At 40.4% G+C, this 16905-nt stretch carries 16 protein-coding genes and 1 tRNA gene; 7 read left to right on the top strand and 10 right to left on the bottom strand.

What is annotated here, in order from left to right:
* The first annotated feature begins 61 nt into the window (after positions 1-61).
* Positions 62-1066 carry a type I glyceraldehyde-3-phosphate dehydrogenase gene (gene gap, locus LBQ60_11680; GenBank protein ID MDR2038572.1) on the top strand — a complete coding sequence of 335 codons (1005 nt, stop codon included), beginning with the start codon at positions 62-64 and terminating at the stop codon, positions 1064-1066.
* Positions 1067-1302: 236 nt separating this feature from the next.
* Entirely contained in the window at positions 1303-1830 is a 528-nt protein-coding gene (locus tag LBQ60_11675; protein MDR2038571.1) for a GNAT family N-acetyltransferase, read from the top strand.
* A 141-nt stretch (positions 1831-1971) separates the two neighbouring features.
* Here LBQ60_11675 and prfH read toward each other — a convergent pair whose 3' ends face one another.
* The 7 genes from prfH to LBQ60_11640 form a co-directional block, all read right to left on the bottom strand.
* Positions 1972-2592, bottom strand: coding sequence for a peptide chain release factor H (gene prfH, locus LBQ60_11670; GenBank protein MDR2038570.1), 621 nt, complete (start codon positions 2590-2592; stop codon positions 1972-1974).
* Complete coding sequence (locus tag LBQ60_11665) at positions 2585-2989, bottom strand: hypothetical protein (protein MDR2038569.1); 405 nt, start codon at positions 2987-2989, stop codon at positions 2585-2587. Before LBQ60_11665 ends, prfH begins: the two co-directional genes overlap by 8 nt.
* Positions 2990-2994: 5 nt before the next feature.
* A complete protein-coding gene (locus LBQ60_11660) occupies positions 2995-4398 on the bottom strand; it encodes an RtcB family protein (protein MDR2038568.1) in 1404 nt (467 codons plus the stop codon).
* Positions 4395-5192 carry a hypothetical protein gene (locus LBQ60_11655; GenBank protein ID MDR2038567.1) on the bottom strand — a complete coding sequence of 266 codons (798 nt, stop codon included), beginning with the start codon at positions 5190-5192 and terminating at the stop codon, positions 4395-4397. The genes LBQ60_11660 and LBQ60_11655 overlap by 4 nt, the downstream gene beginning before the upstream one ends.
* 572 nt (positions 5193-5764) lie before the next feature.
* A complete protein-coding gene (locus LBQ60_11650) occupies positions 5765-6823 on the bottom strand; it encodes a nucleotidyltransferase domain-containing protein (protein MDR2038566.1) in 1059 nt (352 codons plus the stop codon).
* Complete coding sequence (locus LBQ60_11645) at positions 6823-7575, bottom strand: nucleotidyltransferase domain-containing protein (protein ID MDR2038565.1); 753 nt, start codon at positions 7573-7575, stop codon at positions 6823-6825. The genes LBQ60_11650 and LBQ60_11645 overlap by 1 nt, the downstream gene beginning before the upstream one ends.
* Before the next feature lie 16 nt (positions 7576-7591).
* On the bottom strand, positions 7592-8680 hold the full coding sequence (locus tag LBQ60_11640) for a DUF695 domain-containing protein (GenBank protein ID MDR2038564.1): 1089 nt from the start codon (positions 8678-8680) through the stop codon (positions 7592-7594).
* Between the two features lie 498 nt (positions 8681-9178).
* On the opposite strand from LBQ60_11640, the gene LBQ60_11635 reads away from it, so the two are divergent.
* The 4 genes from LBQ60_11635 to LBQ60_11620 all read left to right on the top strand — a co-directional run bounded on the left by LBQ60_11635 (position 9179) and on the right by LBQ60_11620 (position 13514).
* The gene (locus LBQ60_11635; protein ID MDR2038563.1) at positions 9179-9628 is read left to right on the top strand and encodes a hypothetical protein; all 450 of its coding nucleotides are present in this window, start codon (positions 9179-9181) and stop codon (positions 9626-9628) included.
* Between the two features lie 15 nt (positions 9629-9643).
* Entirely contained in the window at positions 9644-10057 is a 414-nt protein-coding gene (locus tag LBQ60_11630; GenBank protein MDR2038562.1) for a hypothetical protein, read from the top strand.
* A gap of 78 nt (positions 10058-10135) precedes the next feature.
* The gene (locus LBQ60_11625) at positions 10136-12058 is read left to right on the top strand and encodes a sensor histidine kinase (protein ID MDR2038561.1); all 1923 of its coding nucleotides are present in this window, start codon (positions 10136-10138) and stop codon (positions 12056-12058) included.
* A 217-nt stretch (positions 12059-12275) separates the two neighbouring features.
* Complete coding sequence (locus LBQ60_11620; protein ID MDR2038560.1) at positions 12276-13514, top strand: hypothetical protein; 1239 nt, start codon at positions 12276-12278, stop codon at positions 13512-13514.
* Positions 13515-13998: 484 nt separating this feature from the next.
* Here LBQ60_11620 and LBQ60_11615 read toward each other — a convergent pair whose 3' ends face one another.
* From LBQ60_11615 to miaA, 3 genes are all read right to left on the bottom strand, one after another.
* The gene (locus LBQ60_11615; GenBank protein MDR2038559.1) at positions 13999-14454 is read right to left on the bottom strand and encodes a GNAT family N-acetyltransferase; all 456 of its coding nucleotides are present in this window, start codon (positions 14452-14454) and stop codon (positions 13999-14001) included.
* 251 nt (positions 14455-14705) lie between these two features.
* Positions 14706-14780, bottom strand: a tRNA-Val gene (locus LBQ60_11610).
* Positions 14781-14880: 100 nt separating this feature from the next.
* Complete coding sequence (miaA, locus tag LBQ60_11605) at positions 14881-15774, bottom strand: tRNA (adenosine(37)-N6)-dimethylallyltransferase MiaA (GenBank protein MDR2038558.1); 894 nt, start codon at positions 15772-15774, stop codon at positions 14881-14883.
* 145 nt (positions 15775-15919) lie between these two features.
* On the opposite strand from miaA, the gene LBQ60_11600 reads away from it, so the two are divergent.
* Positions 15920-16903 carry a polyprenyl synthetase family protein gene (locus tag LBQ60_11600; protein ID MDR2038557.1) on the top strand — a complete coding sequence of 328 codons (984 nt, stop codon included), beginning with the start codon at positions 15920-15922 and terminating at the stop codon, positions 16901-16903.
* Positions 16904-16905 lie beyond the last annotated feature (2 nt).

The following is a 16905-nucleotide window of genomic DNA, read 5'->3' as shown; positions in this document are numbered from 1 at the left end:
ATCGTACTTTTGTAAGGAGAAAGTTGAATAACAGTTATTTTATTAAAAAATAAGAATCATGATGAATACAATTAAAATCGGAATTAACGGATTTGGACGAATTGGCCGTCTTGTTTTTCGTGCCGCCCAAAACTACGGGAACATAGAAATCGTCGGGATCAATGACTTAATCAGTGTTGAATACATGGCATACATGTTAAAATACGATACTGTCCATGGTCATTTCGATGGAAGTATTGAAGTCCGCAACGGAAATTTATTGGTGAACGGAAAAATGATCCGCATTACATCGGAAAAAAATCCGGAAGATTTGAAATGGAATGAAATTGATGCAGAATATGTTATTGAATCAACCGGAATATTCCTGACCCGGGAAAAAGCACAGGCTCATATCAAAGCGGGAGCTAAACGAGTGGTGATGTCCGGGCCCCCAAAAGACGATACGCCCATGTTCGTTATGGGTGTCAATGAAAATAAATACAAGGGAGAAGCTTTCGTATCCAATGCCTCATGTACGACTAACTGTGTTGCCCCTTTAATGAAAGTAATACATGAGAAATTCGGGGTTTTAGAAGCATTAATGACCTCAATACATGCGACAACAGCATCACAAAGACCTGTTGATAGTCCTTCCATGAAAGACTGGAGGGGTGGACGGGCTGCATCCGGTAATATCATCCCATCATCTACAGGAGCAGCAAAAGCCGTAGGAAAGGTGATACCTGAACTTTCAGGAAAGATTACAGGATTATCATTTAGAGTTCCCGTATTAGATGTGTCAGTTGCAGATATAACTTGCCGCCTTGAAAAGCCTGCCAGTTATGATGAGATATGTAAAGTCATAAAAAAAGCTTCTGAAAATGAGTTGAAAGGCATACTGGGTTATACGGAGGATGAGGTCGTTTCAACGGATTTTATCGGAGAAACAAAGACATCTGTATTTGACGCAAAAGCAGGCATTTCATTAAGCCCGACTTTTGTAAAATTAGTGAGCTGGTATGATAATGAATATGGATTCTCAAATAAAATCCTGGACCTTGTGGTACACATGGATACGGTAAAATAACCGAATTGATGGATCTGGGATCATGCTGTTTTCAAGGATTTATCATTATTCCATCGATCCATATCTTTTGCGTGATCATATTGCACAGAAAATATGGATTTACCATACAATAAAATCGCCCGGTAGCAAAGAGTGTAAAAGTACCATATAACTACATAGTATTGTTCTTCCGGGAGGACAGGTAAAAACAGGCTACATTTCAATACCTTTGTCGCAATAATAAGTGAAACATTGTTATGGTATATATCGAAACTCCTCGTCTATTATTACGGGACTGGAAAGAAGAGGACATTCTGCCTTTTGCCCGTATCAACAGCGATTCTCATGTGATGAGATATTTCCCGAAACCGTTAACGGAAAAAGAATCTTTGGATTTTTATCTAAGGATATGTGACGAATTCATTCAGCATGGCTACGGACTGTATGCACTTGAAAAAAAAGAAGATGGAGCATTCATAGGATATACGGGTTTCCACAGGATTTCTTTTGATGTTGATTTTGCTCCGGGCGTTGAGATCGGGTGGCGCATCCGGTATGAAGATTGGAATAACGGTTATGCAACGGAAGCAGCTAAAGCCTGCATTTTATATGCGAAAGAGCAACTACCGTTCAAGACGGTTTGGTCATTCACTTCACTTCCGAATAAAAGTTCAGAAAGGGTAATGCAGAAAATAGGGATGGCGAAAACAAAAGAATTTCCACATCCGGCCGTGCCTGATCATCACCCTTTAAAAGAACATGTCCTTTACAAGATAGAAATATAAAATTTCTGTATCTTTTCCATTACGGATAGATTTAATGAATCTATGATTATATCTGTTAAGTCATTTTCATATATTTACCCTAAAATCTATACCATCAGGTATCACAATACCAACCTCAGATTCATCTTTTTCCAAATATTTTCAGGTATTCAATTCTGCTTTGAAAACCCTTATCGGGTTTCCCCGTTGCAACAAGTTATGGTTTTGCCAGCTATCCTGTGTCAAGACAAGGGCCTTTTCCTGTTCCCTTGCAGCCAGTTTTATTAACAGGCGTTCCAAAGCCAGACGTTTGTTTTGCAACTGTGAACGGCTGTCCGAAGCAATGACACTGATTCCCGAAAGAACATGGATAGCTCTTACCGCTGATTCTGTCTTATTGACATGTTGTCCGCCGGGGCCAGAAGCTTTCAAGGTCTGAAAACGGATATCCCGTTCATCATAATTCATTTTTTCAGGAATATCAAGCTTTTGAACACCCACGAACCAATTTTTCCTTTTGTGAAATTTACGGTACGGGCTACGGGAAATCCACAGGACAGTTCCTTCCCACGAACGGATAAATTTCGTAAGGTTGGGTCCCTGTATGAGTACCAACGCCGAAAAAAGCGTACGGTTCAGTTCGCCTTCCTCGTGCTCCGCGACTTCCGCCGAATAACCATTTCTCTTTGCTTCCGCAAGGATGATTTCCAATACTTTGGCGACTACACGGCAACATTCGGCTGGACCGCGCCCCGATGTGACCTGTAAGTATATTCTATCCATTTTTTCGATTACTAACAAGGTTTTTCACCTTAAATTCTATTAACTCAACAGGAGCTCCATGATGCAAAATCATTGCTGCCCTAACTCCATCAGAGGGTATACCTGGTTCAGAAATAATTTCAAAACTATGTCTGGCAAATTCCTTGTCAATATCATCAACTTCAAACGCAATATGAGGAACTGTTTTTATTATATCTGATATTGGACAATCTTTGTCGAACCTCATCCACTCAATTCCAAACGGACTTGTATTAAATCCTGAAACATAAAATTTCAAGTGAGGCAAATACCTTTCATTTGGCATTACTTTATCTGTTGGAATTCCCAAATGATGGTATTTCCACCCCCATAAACTGATGCACTCCGCTAATTCGTAATCTTGTCTTATGTCTTTCATTTCAATTATTCTTTATTCATTCTTACTATCCGTGGCATGAAGCGTCCGTGCACTTCTACCAATGCCGTTTGTGCTTCCATGACATGGTCGATATTTTTATATGCCAATGACGCTTCTTCCACAGAGCCACCAATGAGCGTTACAGCTGCCGAATTCAGCATTTTCTTCAGTTCCGATCGAGTGAAACTTTCTTTAGCTTTCTGACGCGACATGGCTCGTCCGGCACCGTGCGACGCCGAATAAAGGGCTTCGGGCGCACCTTTTCCGCAAATCAGATAGCCTGACGTGGTCATGCTTCCGGGGATAATGCCTGCTTCGCCTGTGTGGGCAGGCGTCGCGCCCTTACGGTGGACAATGGCGTCGCGCCCATCAGGCAGGATTTCCTTCCATGCGAAATTATGGTGGTGATTCACATTGGCAATTTTTTGCAACCCCGTCGCTTTAGAAAGGTTGGCATGAATACGTTCATGGCAGGCTTCGGCATAATCTCCCGCAAGATTCATACATTGCCAGTATTCCTGTCCTTCCTCAGACTGCATGTCCAGCCACGCGAAATGTTGCGCTTCCCGCGGAAGCCGGCATTTTTCGCGGGCAATATTGCTGTAATGGCGGGCTATCTCCGCACCTAAGCCGCGGGAACCCGAATGTGACAACAACGCCATGTAACGGTTTGCGGGCAATCCGAGCACATTGTCGGGAAAAAGCTCCAGATCGCCGAACTCCACGAAATGATTGCCACCGCCCGATGAGCCAAGTTGTCTGACCGCTTTACCATGCAAAGGTTTCAGCAACGGTATTTCCCTGAATTCTGTCCGGTCGAGTACTTCATGTTCCTGAGTGAAACCAAGGCATCCATTCATTCCGAAATGAGTGAATTCCTTTAATGCTTCCTTCAACTGATGAGCATAGCGTTGTAGGTGTTGCGGACATTCTTCGAATATTGACAGGGACATGCGGCATCCGATATCGACACCTACAGCGTAAGGTATCACGGCATTGTCGACTGCCAACACTCCGCCGATGGGCAGACCGTAACCTGCATGTGCATCGGGCATCAAAGCTCCCTGTATAGTAACGGGCAGACGCATGGCCAGTTCCATTTGTTGTCGGGCGGGTTGGTCGATATATTTGCCGCCATAACATTTGAAGCTTTGCGACGACTCGCGCAGGTCGTAACAGGTGTATGTTTCCTGTTCTTCCTGCGGGCAGAAATGTTCGGCCAGTCGTCCCCAGACTGTGTGTCCGTGATAACCGGACGGGTTTTGTATCACATCTGCCAGTTCGGCGAGCACTTCCTGCTTGATCCGGCGTTTACAATGCTTGTTGATTGCAATGGTGGCAATACTTCGGGCTACATTGTCGGTGTAACCGATTTTACTTAAATCTTTTGTTCTTATGGATAAATTCATGATAAAATTTCTAATGAGATGTTTTCGGGAGTGACTCGATCTATTTCGAACAATTCCCATACTACCTGTTCTTTTTGTTTGTTTTTGAAAGGATTTTCGGACAGACGTACATCCTCCATGTAACCCCAGGCCTTATACCACTTATACCCGTATCCGCGCAGCCAATCAAGCCGCGGCTTTGCGGGATAGGAGCCGAGAAGTCGGTCTAACTCGGATTGGCGTTGTTCTAGTTCCCGATCGAGCTTTCTCTTGCGGGTAATCATGTTCGGCTCGGTTTTCAGTACGAAGCGCCACTGTTCACGAAAGATGTATTGCGTCCGCCAGCATTTGCCGTGCGGACACCAATATTCCTCCTCCATAAACCACGAAGCCTCTTCTCCGGTGAACTGCATCTTTTGAAATTCCCACAGGCTTAACTTTTTCAACTCCTGCGGACGGACAACATACCCCGACTTTCCACGGCGACGGCGTTTCTTTTTAAAATCCTTGCGCGTACTGAACTGTACAGAATTGATCTTTTCGAGGATATTTCCGAAGAAATCTGCACGTGTGCTTTGCTTTTCTTCGTCACGAAGCACAAAGCTGCGTTTCCATCCGCACTGATAGGGAACGGCCAGTTCTTCATAACCGAGATCGCGTATCAGGCGGCAAACATTTCGGTATTCCCGTTCCAATGCCAACAACCGTTTATCGAAATCCTTTCTTATTTTTCGCTTTTTCTGCCGTGCTGTCGGCAGATTGTCAAATAACATATAATCAGCAATAAAGATCACAACAGTAAAAACTGTTGCCAATCTGTTTATAATAAAAATGATTCAGGGAGATTGGCCAACCAACGTGCCATACGGCCACGTCCCTATTCTAAAAATAAAAATACTTTTCGGCAGTTTTGCCGAAAGGCCAATCTAAAAGGTTATATGTTATTCTCCAGCATAATAAGACCCTCCATTCTTTAAGGGTTCAACATTTTTGTGGGGCAAATGTAAGGGATATTTTTGAAAAAAATCAAATTTTATTTTTATTCACACGTATTTACAGTAACATAATTATTCTGAAAAACATATATGGTATCACAGTCATGCTCAAAATGAAGAGGTAAATATCATTATTTTATGCACTTATACTTTCAATCAGCGTTACACACATACTTACATTAGAGTGTATTTAGCTCTCAATTTTCGCAAACTCTTTATTACATTTATTATATAAATAATATAGGAACACTCATTTTAGAATGACGAGATATTTTGAAATTAAGCCAATTACCGTCATCTTTACCGGCCTCTAATCGTCCAAACGGTATATTTCGGCAAAAATTCCTGTAATCTAAATTATAAAAATATCCATTATGAAAATCAGGACATTATTATCCATACAATTCCGTCCGCATTTGTACCAATACCTGCCCTATCAGGTTTTCATCAGGAACATCGGGTAACGGACTCGATACATAAGCCGCTTCTATCCGTTCGATTAACCCGTTGGCTTGTTGTAACAGATCATCATATCCGGCTTTTCCCGATTTGATGGATAAAAGTTCTTCCCTGTTCGGGCGTTTAACACGAAGTTGTCCTGTTGTGAGGATTTCCTCCGCTACTTGTAACAGGCGGATGGTATGCATCATGTTTTTTGCATCGTAATCCTTGCCGTGCTGCATGGTACTGCGATAACGGTCTTCATTGCGTTTGTCCACCCATTCCCAATATTCACGGTATTCGCGGCAATATGCCGAATAACCGTCGTTATTAAAATACAGGTTGATCAATTCCTTTTCTCCTTTCGGAATGGAACTTACCGATACATCGTTAGCAGTGTCGCCGCTTATTATTCCTTTGTAAGCAAACATATCCGCATGGTCATAAAATAAAGCATACAAACCTTTAACGTGAGGGACGGCAGCCAAACCGCATTGTTCCTGGCGAAGCCTTTTTGCCGATAACCATTCCCGTACAGGAACAGATGAATAACCCTTTACGACATAGCAGAAATCGAGTATAGATTTCCGTTCTTTATCTACAGGATTCACGATCTTCTTTTTCAGTCCGCGGGCCTTACGTATCTGTGTAATAGCATATCCTGCAAACGTATCTTTACAAAGCTTGGATAAGAACATACCTATATGGAGCTGATCCATGACGGGATGTCTGTACAGGATACAATCATCCGGAGTTGCCAATATCTCCAATATATTCGGATTGTTTTTGGATAGCAACTTTACGAATCGCCCCAGTTCGTAATACACTTCATCATTGGTTTCATTACTTACCTGTGGGATATAATTCAACCCGTAGAATTGGTCTTTAGGCAGATAGAATACACCTTTCAGGTCGGTATCCGATTTCGGGGTATCCAAACCATATGCACGGCTTCCACTGATGCATTCGAACAACAGTAATCCTTTATCTTTTATTTCGCCGATCGTCATTACGGTTTGATAATTTTCCTGAAAAAGATATCCAGCGGCTCTACATCAAAACTCATTTTGGGCATTTCTGAAGATGCCTGTGTACAAATATCAAACTCATGATCAATATACTGCTGTAATTCGGGTTTTATTTTGATGATGTATCCTTCAGGCGCTGTCGATTTCCGATCGATCAGTTCGAGCATGAGTTGTTGTAAACCGTCGGGCATCAGGGTCATCAAAGGCTTGATGGACATCGGTGCGATGGCGTTCTTTTCCAGACACCATTTAGCTGCCAGCAACGGACGAAGCACGTAAAACAGTTTCTTGATTTTTATTTCGTCGTTATTTACCACCGTTTCCAATGCTCCGCGGGCAATGCCAAGATAGTGATGGATATTGGAGCGACGGTCGAAATATTGTTGGCATAGTTCCCATAGTTCATCCCTGAATCCCTGCTGCCGCATGTACACGATGGGCGATTGCAGCCACTCGAATGGTGTGGTGTTCGACTTTCTCAACAATTGCAGGACTTTACGTATATCCCAGCCATAAACATCCAGTTCGTCATTAATCGGAAAACCGATCTGGTCATCACGTTCAGCAACCGAAAGATAGGCTTCAATCGGACGGGAATAGATGAACCGAACGTCGTAGTCACTGTCGGGCGAAGGAAACTGCCAGCCGCGACTACCCGACTCACATGCAAAGAGAATATCTATACCATATTCTCTCTGAATATCTGATAATTTATTGATGATAATGGTTTGCATTGAGAAAATTCATCTTTTAGTCGACCATAAACCGTTGAAATGTTTGCCAATACTTATCTTTATATATTTCAAAGGAAATATCAATTTCATCCGTATATTTTTCAACCAGTTGATACATTACCTTTGACGGTTTCCTGAAATCTTTGCACGCAAAATAAACTTCCCTGACACTATCTGCCGTTTCCCGACCGACATTCAGATATCCATCTACATCATGCATTTCACTCATAATTTCATCTTCGATCTTATCAAGAAGCTGATATGTAGGCTTATCGGGCATTCCATTATTTTCTTCTCCGTCGTATTTCATCTCGATCCGTAATATCCATGGGTGCGATGCTTTATGATCCCATGCAAGCAAGGTAGAATTTACTATCGCTATCAATGGCTTACCGTTTTCCAATGTGGCTTCAAGGCTCGAATAACTATCATTTTCTGTATTATGCCGTTCTCCGTCATACTTTTCGACAAATTCCTTTTCCCGCCAGGTCAGGAAATCGTTCAATTTGCCGATCGGAATAAGTTCCTTTTGTGCCTCATCCGGCCCGACAACAAGTAAATTATCGATAACGGTAACTGACTTTAATTCACCCAGGTAGTTATCCAAAAATATATAAACCCCATTGACAATAGACGATTGATCGGCTTCGTTGAAATCGGTATAGATAACTGAGATATCTATTTCATCAGGATATTCATCGTGATCGTTCGAATAGAAAAACAAATTGTTTTTGCTGAACTCGTAATTTCCCATACGTATATTGAATTTTTCAATATCTATCGGGGGTTTATGTGCTGTAAACTTCCAGCCTGCAATATCTGGCGCCGTATTTACCAATTCTTCGATATATACCATATCCGCAATATTGCCATCGGCGGTGAATACCAATTCGGCAATATCATCGCCAAGCATCCCTGCCAGAAAGAAAAATCCGTCTTTGATCTCACCCAGTTTCGGCGACAACTGATCGAAAAAACGCTCTTCTATATTTGAAGACTGTTTCACTGTGAAAAAGAACTCCTTTTCATTTTCCTGAAACCAGCGCCAGAACTTTTCATATCGATCATTCAATTCATCATTCTTATTGTCAGGTTTACTTTTCATTGGAAGATATTTAATACTGATACAGGTTTATAAAAAATTTTGCTTATCAAAATATATGTGACAAATAGTGTAATTTATCCTGATTGAGCTCCACAAATTTAAGCTATTTTCATCTCTTTCTTATCCTCAAAACAAAACCCAACCCAAATCCGCAAAACGGGAAAAGCTCAGAAATCACTGAAATCCAATTAAATTCGAGCTAGTTTGACAAATTCCTTACAAATAAAATAAATGTAGCCAGTAAAATGATTCAATCATATAATTACTGAATAGGGCTATATAGCATTGAAAAATGTATTAAAAACAGCCCGAAAAGCTGCGGCAAATGGCATTTACATATACACATAATAGCCTTATATCCTATCTGTTTTCTCAAAATTCCTTCTACACATAAGTGTTTATGCTCAAACCAAAAACACATATTTCTTTTCTTTTAATTTCATTAATAAATAATATATTATTTCATACTTTTGTATTTACGTTTTTAAGATATGAAATATGTTTCATTATTCAATAGGTGATATTTTAATTGCTGATTCTTTTGGTATTAGAACGCAATTAGCAAATAATAAATACCATGTTAAAATTCGATTCACTCAAAACAGAGTAAGGAAATACTATACTACCGGAAAAATTCTGACAAAACAGGAATGGGAAAAATTATCCGATCAACCCATGCCTAAATATTTGAAGGAAGCCAGGACAAATATCCAAAATCCTTTTAACAGGGCAAAGTCGACATTGATTGATTTGATAAATCGTGGCGGACTTTCATTTGATGCTTTAAATAGCAGGTTAAGTAAAGTATTAACCAATATGGTTAATACTGCTTTAATATATGCTGTAATGATCTCTATTAAACCGGAACAAAAGGCACGGTATCATACAACAGCTGATGTTGAACGATTAAAATTAAAACCCAAAGAGTGCGAAGTGCTCAAGAAATAACAACAAAAGAATATAATGATAAATACCTCTGATCTGTCCATGATTATTGCTCAAATTAATTGGGTGTGGTTTGCTTTCTCGGTGGTCGCCGCTTTTGCTGTAGGTGCCATCTGGTATTCACTGCTTTTTTTCAATACCTGGAGAGTGGTCTTTAAAGTTGATATGCCCGATCAGAATACGCCCTACGGGTGGATTCGTTCGTTTATTATCCAGCTCATTACAGGTTCTATGTATGGTTTGGTCTGTTTTACCATAGCTTATTTATCGGTCGGTTTTGCCTTTTTTACGGTGTTCACTATCGCCGGATGGCAGATGTGTACCAACACCTTTAAATATGGCGGCTGGAAGCATTTTCTCCAGTCAGTCATGATCGAATCGGGCTATACAGTTGTATCAGGATCGATCTATATTCTTTTCTCTCTATTTTAAGATTTTTTTGGAAAATGATTCTAAAACAGAATCTGCCGCATAAGCCGAAAATGTCACCTAACAGGTTTCAGATTTTAGATGAAAGTTAAAGCTTTTTATTTCGGTTTCAGGTGTCCCCAGTGGGGGATCGTGTTGTTGTTCCTGCTTGCGATGGCTTTGACGTCAGGCAGTCTCTATGCACAAACCTCTTCAAGGCCCATTTTGATCATTAGCTCCTCTAATCCCGGTCTCCCCAACATAGACGACAATATATCAGAGTTCATCAGGAACTATAAATCATTGGGGGGTAAACACCCCATACTCATCCAGAACATGAACTTTGAAAGTCTGTCGGGGATTCACCGATGGGTGGGACAGATGAGGGAACTCCTGCTCACCTATCAGGGTGAAAAACGGCCGGCATTGATCATTATCCTGGGGCTTGCGGCCTGGAGCGCCTTTATATCGCAGGATCAAGAGATTATAGACCATACCATACCAGTGCTGTGCGGATTGATGAACCAAAATACAGTCAAACTTCCGGAGGTAGGCACGGATCTGCGTGAATGGGAACCCGAGAGCGTCGATGTTTCGGATTCTCCGGGATGGGGAGATGCTGTTTCCGGTGCTCTTTGTTTTTATGATATAAACAAAAACGTGGAGCTCATCAAACACCTCTATCCGATGGTGGAACATATCGCTTTTCTTTCGGACAACTCTTTCGCCGGAGTGTCGATCCAGGCGTTGGTCAAAAAGCAGATGCATAACTTTCCTGAATTGAAACTGATTCTGCTGGATGGGCGCAAAGCTTCTCTCCCTGAAATTATCGAGCAAATTAAGCACTTGCCCCCTAATACGGCTTTGTTGTTGGGTTCGTGGCGTATTGACATGAATGACAACTATTCCGTATCCGGCGTACTTAGCCAGATAACCGGGACTAATCCCGCTATACCCAGCTTTGCTCTCACTCCGGCGGGTATGGAGCAAGGAGGAGTGATCGGAGGCTATATCCCCATGAGTCAGACGATTGGCAAGGACCTGTCGTTACGGGCGTTTGAATATGTCGACCAATCAGTCGCTGTGGTAACTGACAAAAATATACAGGATATTCCCAATCAATTTGTCTTTGACCGGATAAAGATGAAGCAATCGGGTATTCGCAAGAGCTCCTTGCCATTGCCCCACCAAATGCTTAACCGCTCCTTTGCCATGGAGTCCTATAAATATCCGCTGATTACCATTGCGGCTGTGTTCGGTCTGTTGTTGCTGGGCTACCTGATTGTATTTTTCTACTTCTTCCGGGTGAAAAAACTCAAAGAGGCAGCAGAAGAATCCGACCGTCTCAAATCAGCCTTTTTAGCCAATATGAGCCATGAGATCCGCACGCCGCTTAATGCTATTGTGGGCTTTGCCAACATCCTGGTCATGAAGGAGCATACTCCACAAAATCGAAAATCGTATTGTGAAATCATTCAAAACAGTTCCAAACTGTTACTGAGGTTAATTGATGATATTTTATATATTTCCAGATTAGAAACAGAAAATATTGAACTGTCCTACGAAACATGTGACATCGTTGAACTTTCTAAAAAAGTCCTGGAAACAGTAAAATATGTGGATAAAAACAACAATGAGATCATCTTTGATCCAATTTATCCAAAATTCGATCTTTATACAGACAATCAACGATTGCAACAAATATTAATCAATTTGTTATCTAATGCCTTAAAGTTCACAAAAGACGGCACTATAACCCTGGCATTTGAGGTAGATCAAAATAATGAAAATGTTCTTTTTTCGGTTACAGACACTGGATGCGGCATACCTGTTGAAAAGCACAAAAGCGTATTTGAACGGTTCGAAAAATTGAATGAATATGCGCAAGGTACAGGATTAGGTTTGGCTATCTGTAAACTGATTGCCGTAAAATGGGGGGGAGACATATGGATTGATCCGGCGTATAAAGATGGTACTCGTTTCGTATTCTCACATCCACTCAAGCAAACACACAAACACCATTAAAACTATCAATGATGTGATATCTTCTTTTATTCATGTCTTTCATGCTTCTTCTTTCAGCAATTTATTAGAGCTTTAAAAATAGCATTATATATGATTTTAAATCTTAATGCAAATTAAATCAATAGCTTAGCACATAATTCATCAGCGATATCCGGAAAAGAAAAATTTATCAATTAAAGAACGTATTTTTGCCGATCATTAAAGAAATAGAAATCAAGTGAAAAGTAACCATATCGGAGAGGCAGATAAACCCATTGATGACATAAAGGCAAAAAAGACCAGCAGTATAATAATCGCTTACAATAAACCTCCAGGTATTGTAAATACTGACCAGGAAGCCGTACCTGACATGATGGATGATACCGGCATTGACGGACCATTGTTTCCCATCGATCAATCCGGCAACGATTCTCAGGGATTGGTTTTGCTGACCAACGATTCCGGTATTGCCGATAAAATAGCAGCGGCAGGGAATAACTACGAAAAGGAATATCATATAACTGTAAATAAACCTATCAGTAAGACCTTTATCCAGGAAATACAGTCAGGAATTATCTTAAAAAATATGATAAAAACTGGAGCATGTAGCATATCAGTTATATTAAGTCAGGGACAGGATCAGAAACTTCGTCATACATGTGAATATTTGGAATATAATGTCGTAAAACTGGAATGTATACGTATCATGCATATCGAACTAACTGGTTTAGAGCAAGGAAAATACCGGCATTTAAACCATGAGGAAACAGCATTATTCCTTAAAGCATTTGATCCGCAGGAAAGCATTGAAGAAGTTCCAGGCAAGAAAAGGACGAGAATACCTAAAAAAATGCTACCCAACAAACCAGACCATCAAAAATCAGAATTGGAAAACAAATCATCGATTGAGAGACACCCAGAAAAAAAATTATTCCGTCCGGAAAGTAATCGCTCTGAAAATACAGAAGAACATCCAATCACTGTAAACAGAACCATAAAATCCCGGAAATCAGCCTCCGAAGCACCCGAAAAAAAGACGGTCCTCAAAAAAAAGCCATTAACGTCAAAAAATGGTAAAAGCCGGACTTACAGCGAATATAAAAGAGGTGCATACCGGAACTCAGACGATACAAAATCGTTCGGAAAAGAAAGGAAATATTCAACGAGAACGAAAGATGATTCTATAAGTTCAGGCAGAGCCGAAAAGCCCAAAAGATCTTCTACCTCCCGGAAAGATGAGGAAATACGAGTATTTAAAAAAACTAATTCAGGACCCAGAGTCGGTAAAAGCAGAACATATAACGAATATAAAAAAGATACAAGCAGTAAGTCAGAAAATAAAGCATCGTTTCATAAGGGGAAAAGACTGTCCGGAAAGCCGGAAAAAACAACTTTAATCAAAGGAAAAAACGCCCCAAAAAGGACATCAACTTCCCGTAAAAACATTACAAAACAAGTACTTAAGAAAACGAAATAGTTTGTTGTATATTTGTATTAGGTTGTCTATATATAAACTGATTATCGTAAAATGGGGAGGAACATATGGATCGATCTGGTGTATAAAGATGGCACCCGTTTCATATTCTCACATCCGCTCAAGCAAACATACAAACACAATCAAAACTATCAATTGTAATAGACAAGACTTGATCTGACAGTTGTATGTTTTCTAATATTGTCAGATATCTTTTTTCAGGCTTTTATTTAATTATTTATTTTCTTGTTCCTAGCATCATATTTCCATGAGCGGGCTGTCTTTTACACCGTGTTCGACACTATATTTGTTTGATGAACAGATAAATTTACCTAAGTTACGAATCAGATATGGAAACTGCTGTGTTTTAAATTATAGAAGACTACTAGAGCTTTTCAACGTTCTGCATCATGGTTATGGTCCATATATTACAATCCGCTTTTTCGAATAATGTGGGCTTAGTATTTCTTATTTTCATGTTCTTCCATCAAGCTGTTTTCTTATTTGTAAGGACAACAGATGTTTCCACTTGTCTGTCCGGTATATTCCAGTATTTTTTCAATAAAATATTTTTTTCTTCCTCTGTTACCTCCCGGAATCCGTTTTTGAGGTAGAAGTCTATAGCCCATTTTGCATCTTTCCATGTGCCAATCAATATGGTTTTTTCCTGGTTGTCTGTTAAATAATGGAGTAACCGGGTACCTATTCCTCCTTTCCGCCTATTTGTCCGCACATAGGCATGACGTATAAGTTTGACATCCAATACATCCTGAACACCCATCACTCCGAGTATTTCATTCTCCTCTTCAAAACAGAAAAATACAACTCCTTCGTTAATTTCGTGTTTCAATTCATCCATCGGCATATATGGTTCCTTCCAACGGTCTGCTGGAATATGATCTTTGTAAGCTATTGAAGCATCGTTTATAATCTCGTATATCATTTTAATATCTGAATCAGTACATTTTCTTATCATATTGTATTTTTATTTGGGTCTGTAAAAGTTGCAAAGATATAAATTTCCCAAAACCTATGATTTTAAAAAAGATAGACTGTTATTGCATATGGGAAAACAAAGATCTATTTTTATTCCACACACAAAATTATAAAGTGATCAAAAAACTGTGGGCAAATTGCGGGCACATAAAAACAAAAAAGCCTTACAGATAAAATGTAAGGCTTTGGTTTTTAGTGTGGGAGCAACAGGATTCGAACCTGTGACCCCCTGCTTGTAAGGCAGGTGCTCTGAACCAGCTGAGCTATGCTCCCTTTGTTGTTTCAGCGGTGCAAAAGTAAACACTTTTTCGAAACCAACAAAAAATTTATTTAATTTTATTCGATTTTGTGTCCATTTAAAAAGTTACAACGATCACCCTCTTTTCGATAAATCAATAATGCCTTCTGTTTCATCAGGATGCATCCATTGTATTTCAGGATCACGGGCAAACCAGGTTAACTGGCGTTTGGCGTAACGCCGTGTATTACGCTTTATCAATTCTATAGCCGTATCCAGATCATGCGTCTCATCCAGATAAGCAAATAATTCTTTATACCCCACCGTATTCAGTGCATTCAAATGACGGAACGGATATAAACGATGTATTTCGTCCAATAAACCCGTATCCATCATTATCTCTGTACGGCGGTTAATATTGGCAAATAACTCTTCCCGCGGACGGTTCAACCCTATTTTTAAAATTTCAAACGGGCGTTTCCGTTGTTTTGCCGTAAGAAAGGAAGAATAGGGCTTACCTGTCTGCAAGCTGACTTCGATGGCCTTCATGATCCGTTTATGATTACGCAGGTCTACTTTCGCATAATGTTCCGGATCAAGCATTTTCAGTTGTCTCCGGAGGTATTCGATACCCTCTTCTTCAAACCAGCCTGTCACTGCCTCCCTGATCTCTTTATCTACAGTAGGAAAATCATCGATACCATTGGTCAGGGCATCAACATAAAGTCCGGAACCACCAGTCATCACCACAACAGGATATTTTTCGAACAATTTTTCAAGAAGCGTCAACGACTCCTGTTCAAACATACTTACATTGTAGTAATCATGGATGGATAAATTACCGATAAAGTGATGGGGCACCGCCAATAATTCTTCAGCATCAGGAACCGCTGTACCTATCTGCATCTCACGATACATCTGCCTGGAGTCACAAGAGATGATCTCAGTACATAAAGCCTTTGCCACTTCGATAGCTACCCGTGTTTTACCGATAGCTGTTGGGCCAATAATTACGACAAGACGTTTCATCAAAAAATAAGTATGGTATTTTAACACCGCCCCAAAAATAACGAAAAAAGACGTAGCAAAATATTTACCGGAATGGCATGTTGATTCATTTATGCTATCTTTGTGCATCAACCTATGTGTGCAATGATTTATTAAATATAACCTGATGATATATAATCTTGAGCAATGTTCCTCGTTCGTGGAAAAACAACTAAAAGAACTGGCTATCCACGAAAAAAAACCTGTCAATCTTTACGAGCCTGTTGCATATACGCTTGAATCGGGAGGTAAACGCATCCGCCCCTCATTAACTTTAATGGCCTGTAACCTGTTTTCCGATAATATAGAACAGGCTTTGATGCCTGCAGTAGCTATTGAAGTTTTCCATAATTTCACATTACTGCATGATGATGTAATGGATCATGCCGATGTCCGTAGAAACCGCCCTACCGTTCATAAACGCTGGTCTGAAAGCACGGCGATCCTCTCCGGCGATGCTATGCTGGTACTGGCTTATCAATATATTAGCCAGGCAAAGCCGGAAATACTATCTTCGGTATTGGATATTTTTTCCAACACAGCTCTGGAAGTATGCGAAGGACAGCAATACGACATGGATTTCGAACAACGCACGGATGTCTCCATTGATGAATACCTGAAAATGATCCGGTTAAAAACCGCCGTTCTTCTGGCAGCAAGTCTAAAAATCGGAGCCCTTTGCGGTGGCGGCGACCAACATAGTTCGGAAGCATTATACAAGTTTGGCATATCACTGGGATTGACGTTCCAGATACAGGACGACTGGCTGGATGTATATTCCGACCCTAAGATATTCGGAAAAGCAACAGGAGGAGATATCCTGAGCGGAAAGAAAACATTCCTGCTATTATCGGCATTGGAAAAAGCCGACAATAAAACCCGGGAACATTTATTAGCCCTACTGAACAGAAAAGATATACAGGATGAGGAAAAGATCAGGCAGGTAAAGCAGGTCTACGACCAATTGGATGTGAACGGAATGGCACAACAAAAAATGGAGATCTATTATCAGGAGACCATGAAGCACCTGAAAGATTTGACATTACCGGATGGATCCCGCAAGGAAGAATTGGAAAAAGTAGCAGCCGTTTTGTTAAAACGGAGCAAATAATA

The organism is Bacteroidales bacterium, from assembly GCA_031275285.1.
Classification (GTDB): Bacteria; Bacteroidota; Bacteroidia; order Bacteroidales; family UBA4181; genus JAIRLS01.
The sequence above is the reverse complement of the archived record's forward strand: the minus strand, read 5'-3'. Positions and strand labels throughout refer to the sequence as shown.

Coding starts and splice junctions, on each gene's coding strand:
- LBQ60_11615 (MDR2038559.1), bottom strand. CDS start 14,454: ATGATATACGAGATTATAAACGATGCTTCAATAGCTTACAAAGATCAT.
- LBQ60_11645 (MDR2038565.1), bottom strand. CDS start 7,575: ATGCAAACCATTATCATCAATAAATTATCAGATATTCAGAGAGAATAT.
- LBQ60_11675 (MDR2038571.1), top strand. CDS start 1,303: ATGGTATATATCGAAACTCCTCGTCTATTATTACGGGACTGGAAAGAA.
- LBQ60_11635 (MDR2038563.1), top strand. CDS start 9,179: ATGTTTCATTATTCAATAGGTGATATTTTAATTGCTGATTCTTTTGGT.
- LBQ60_11625 (MDR2038561.1), top strand. CDS start 10,136: ATGAAAGTTAAAGCTTTTTATTTCGGTTTCAGGTGTCCCCAGTGGGGG.
- prfH (MDR2038570.1), bottom strand. CDS start 2,592: ATGGATAGAATATACTTACAGGTCACATCGGGGCGCGGTCCAGCCGAA.
- LBQ60_11600 (MDR2038557.1), top strand. CDS start 15,920: ATGATATATAATCTTGAGCAATGTTCCTCGTTCGTGGAAAAACAACTA.
- LBQ60_11640 (MDR2038564.1), bottom strand. CDS start 8,680: ATGAAAAGTAAACCTGACAATAAGAATGATGAATTGAATGATCGATAT.
- gap (MDR2038572.1), top strand. CDS start 62: ATGAATACAATTAAAATCGGAATTAACGGATTTGGACGAATTGGCCGT.
- miaA (MDR2038558.1), bottom strand. CDS start 15,774: ATGAAACGTCTTGTCGTAATTATTGGCCCAACAGCTATCGGTAAAACA.
- LBQ60_11660 (MDR2038568.1), bottom strand. CDS start 4,398: ATGAATTTATCCATAAGAACAAAAGATTTAAGTAAAATCGGTTACACC.
- LBQ60_11630 (MDR2038562.1), top strand. CDS start 9,644: ATGATAAATACCTCTGATCTGTCCATGATTATTGCTCAAATTAATTGG.
- LBQ60_11665 (MDR2038569.1), bottom strand. CDS start 2,989: ATGAAAGACATAAGACAAGATTACGAATTAGCGGAGTGCATCAGTTTA.
- LBQ60_11650 (MDR2038566.1), bottom strand. CDS start 6,823: ATGACGATCGGCGAAATAAAAGATAAAGGATTACTGTTGTTCGAATGC.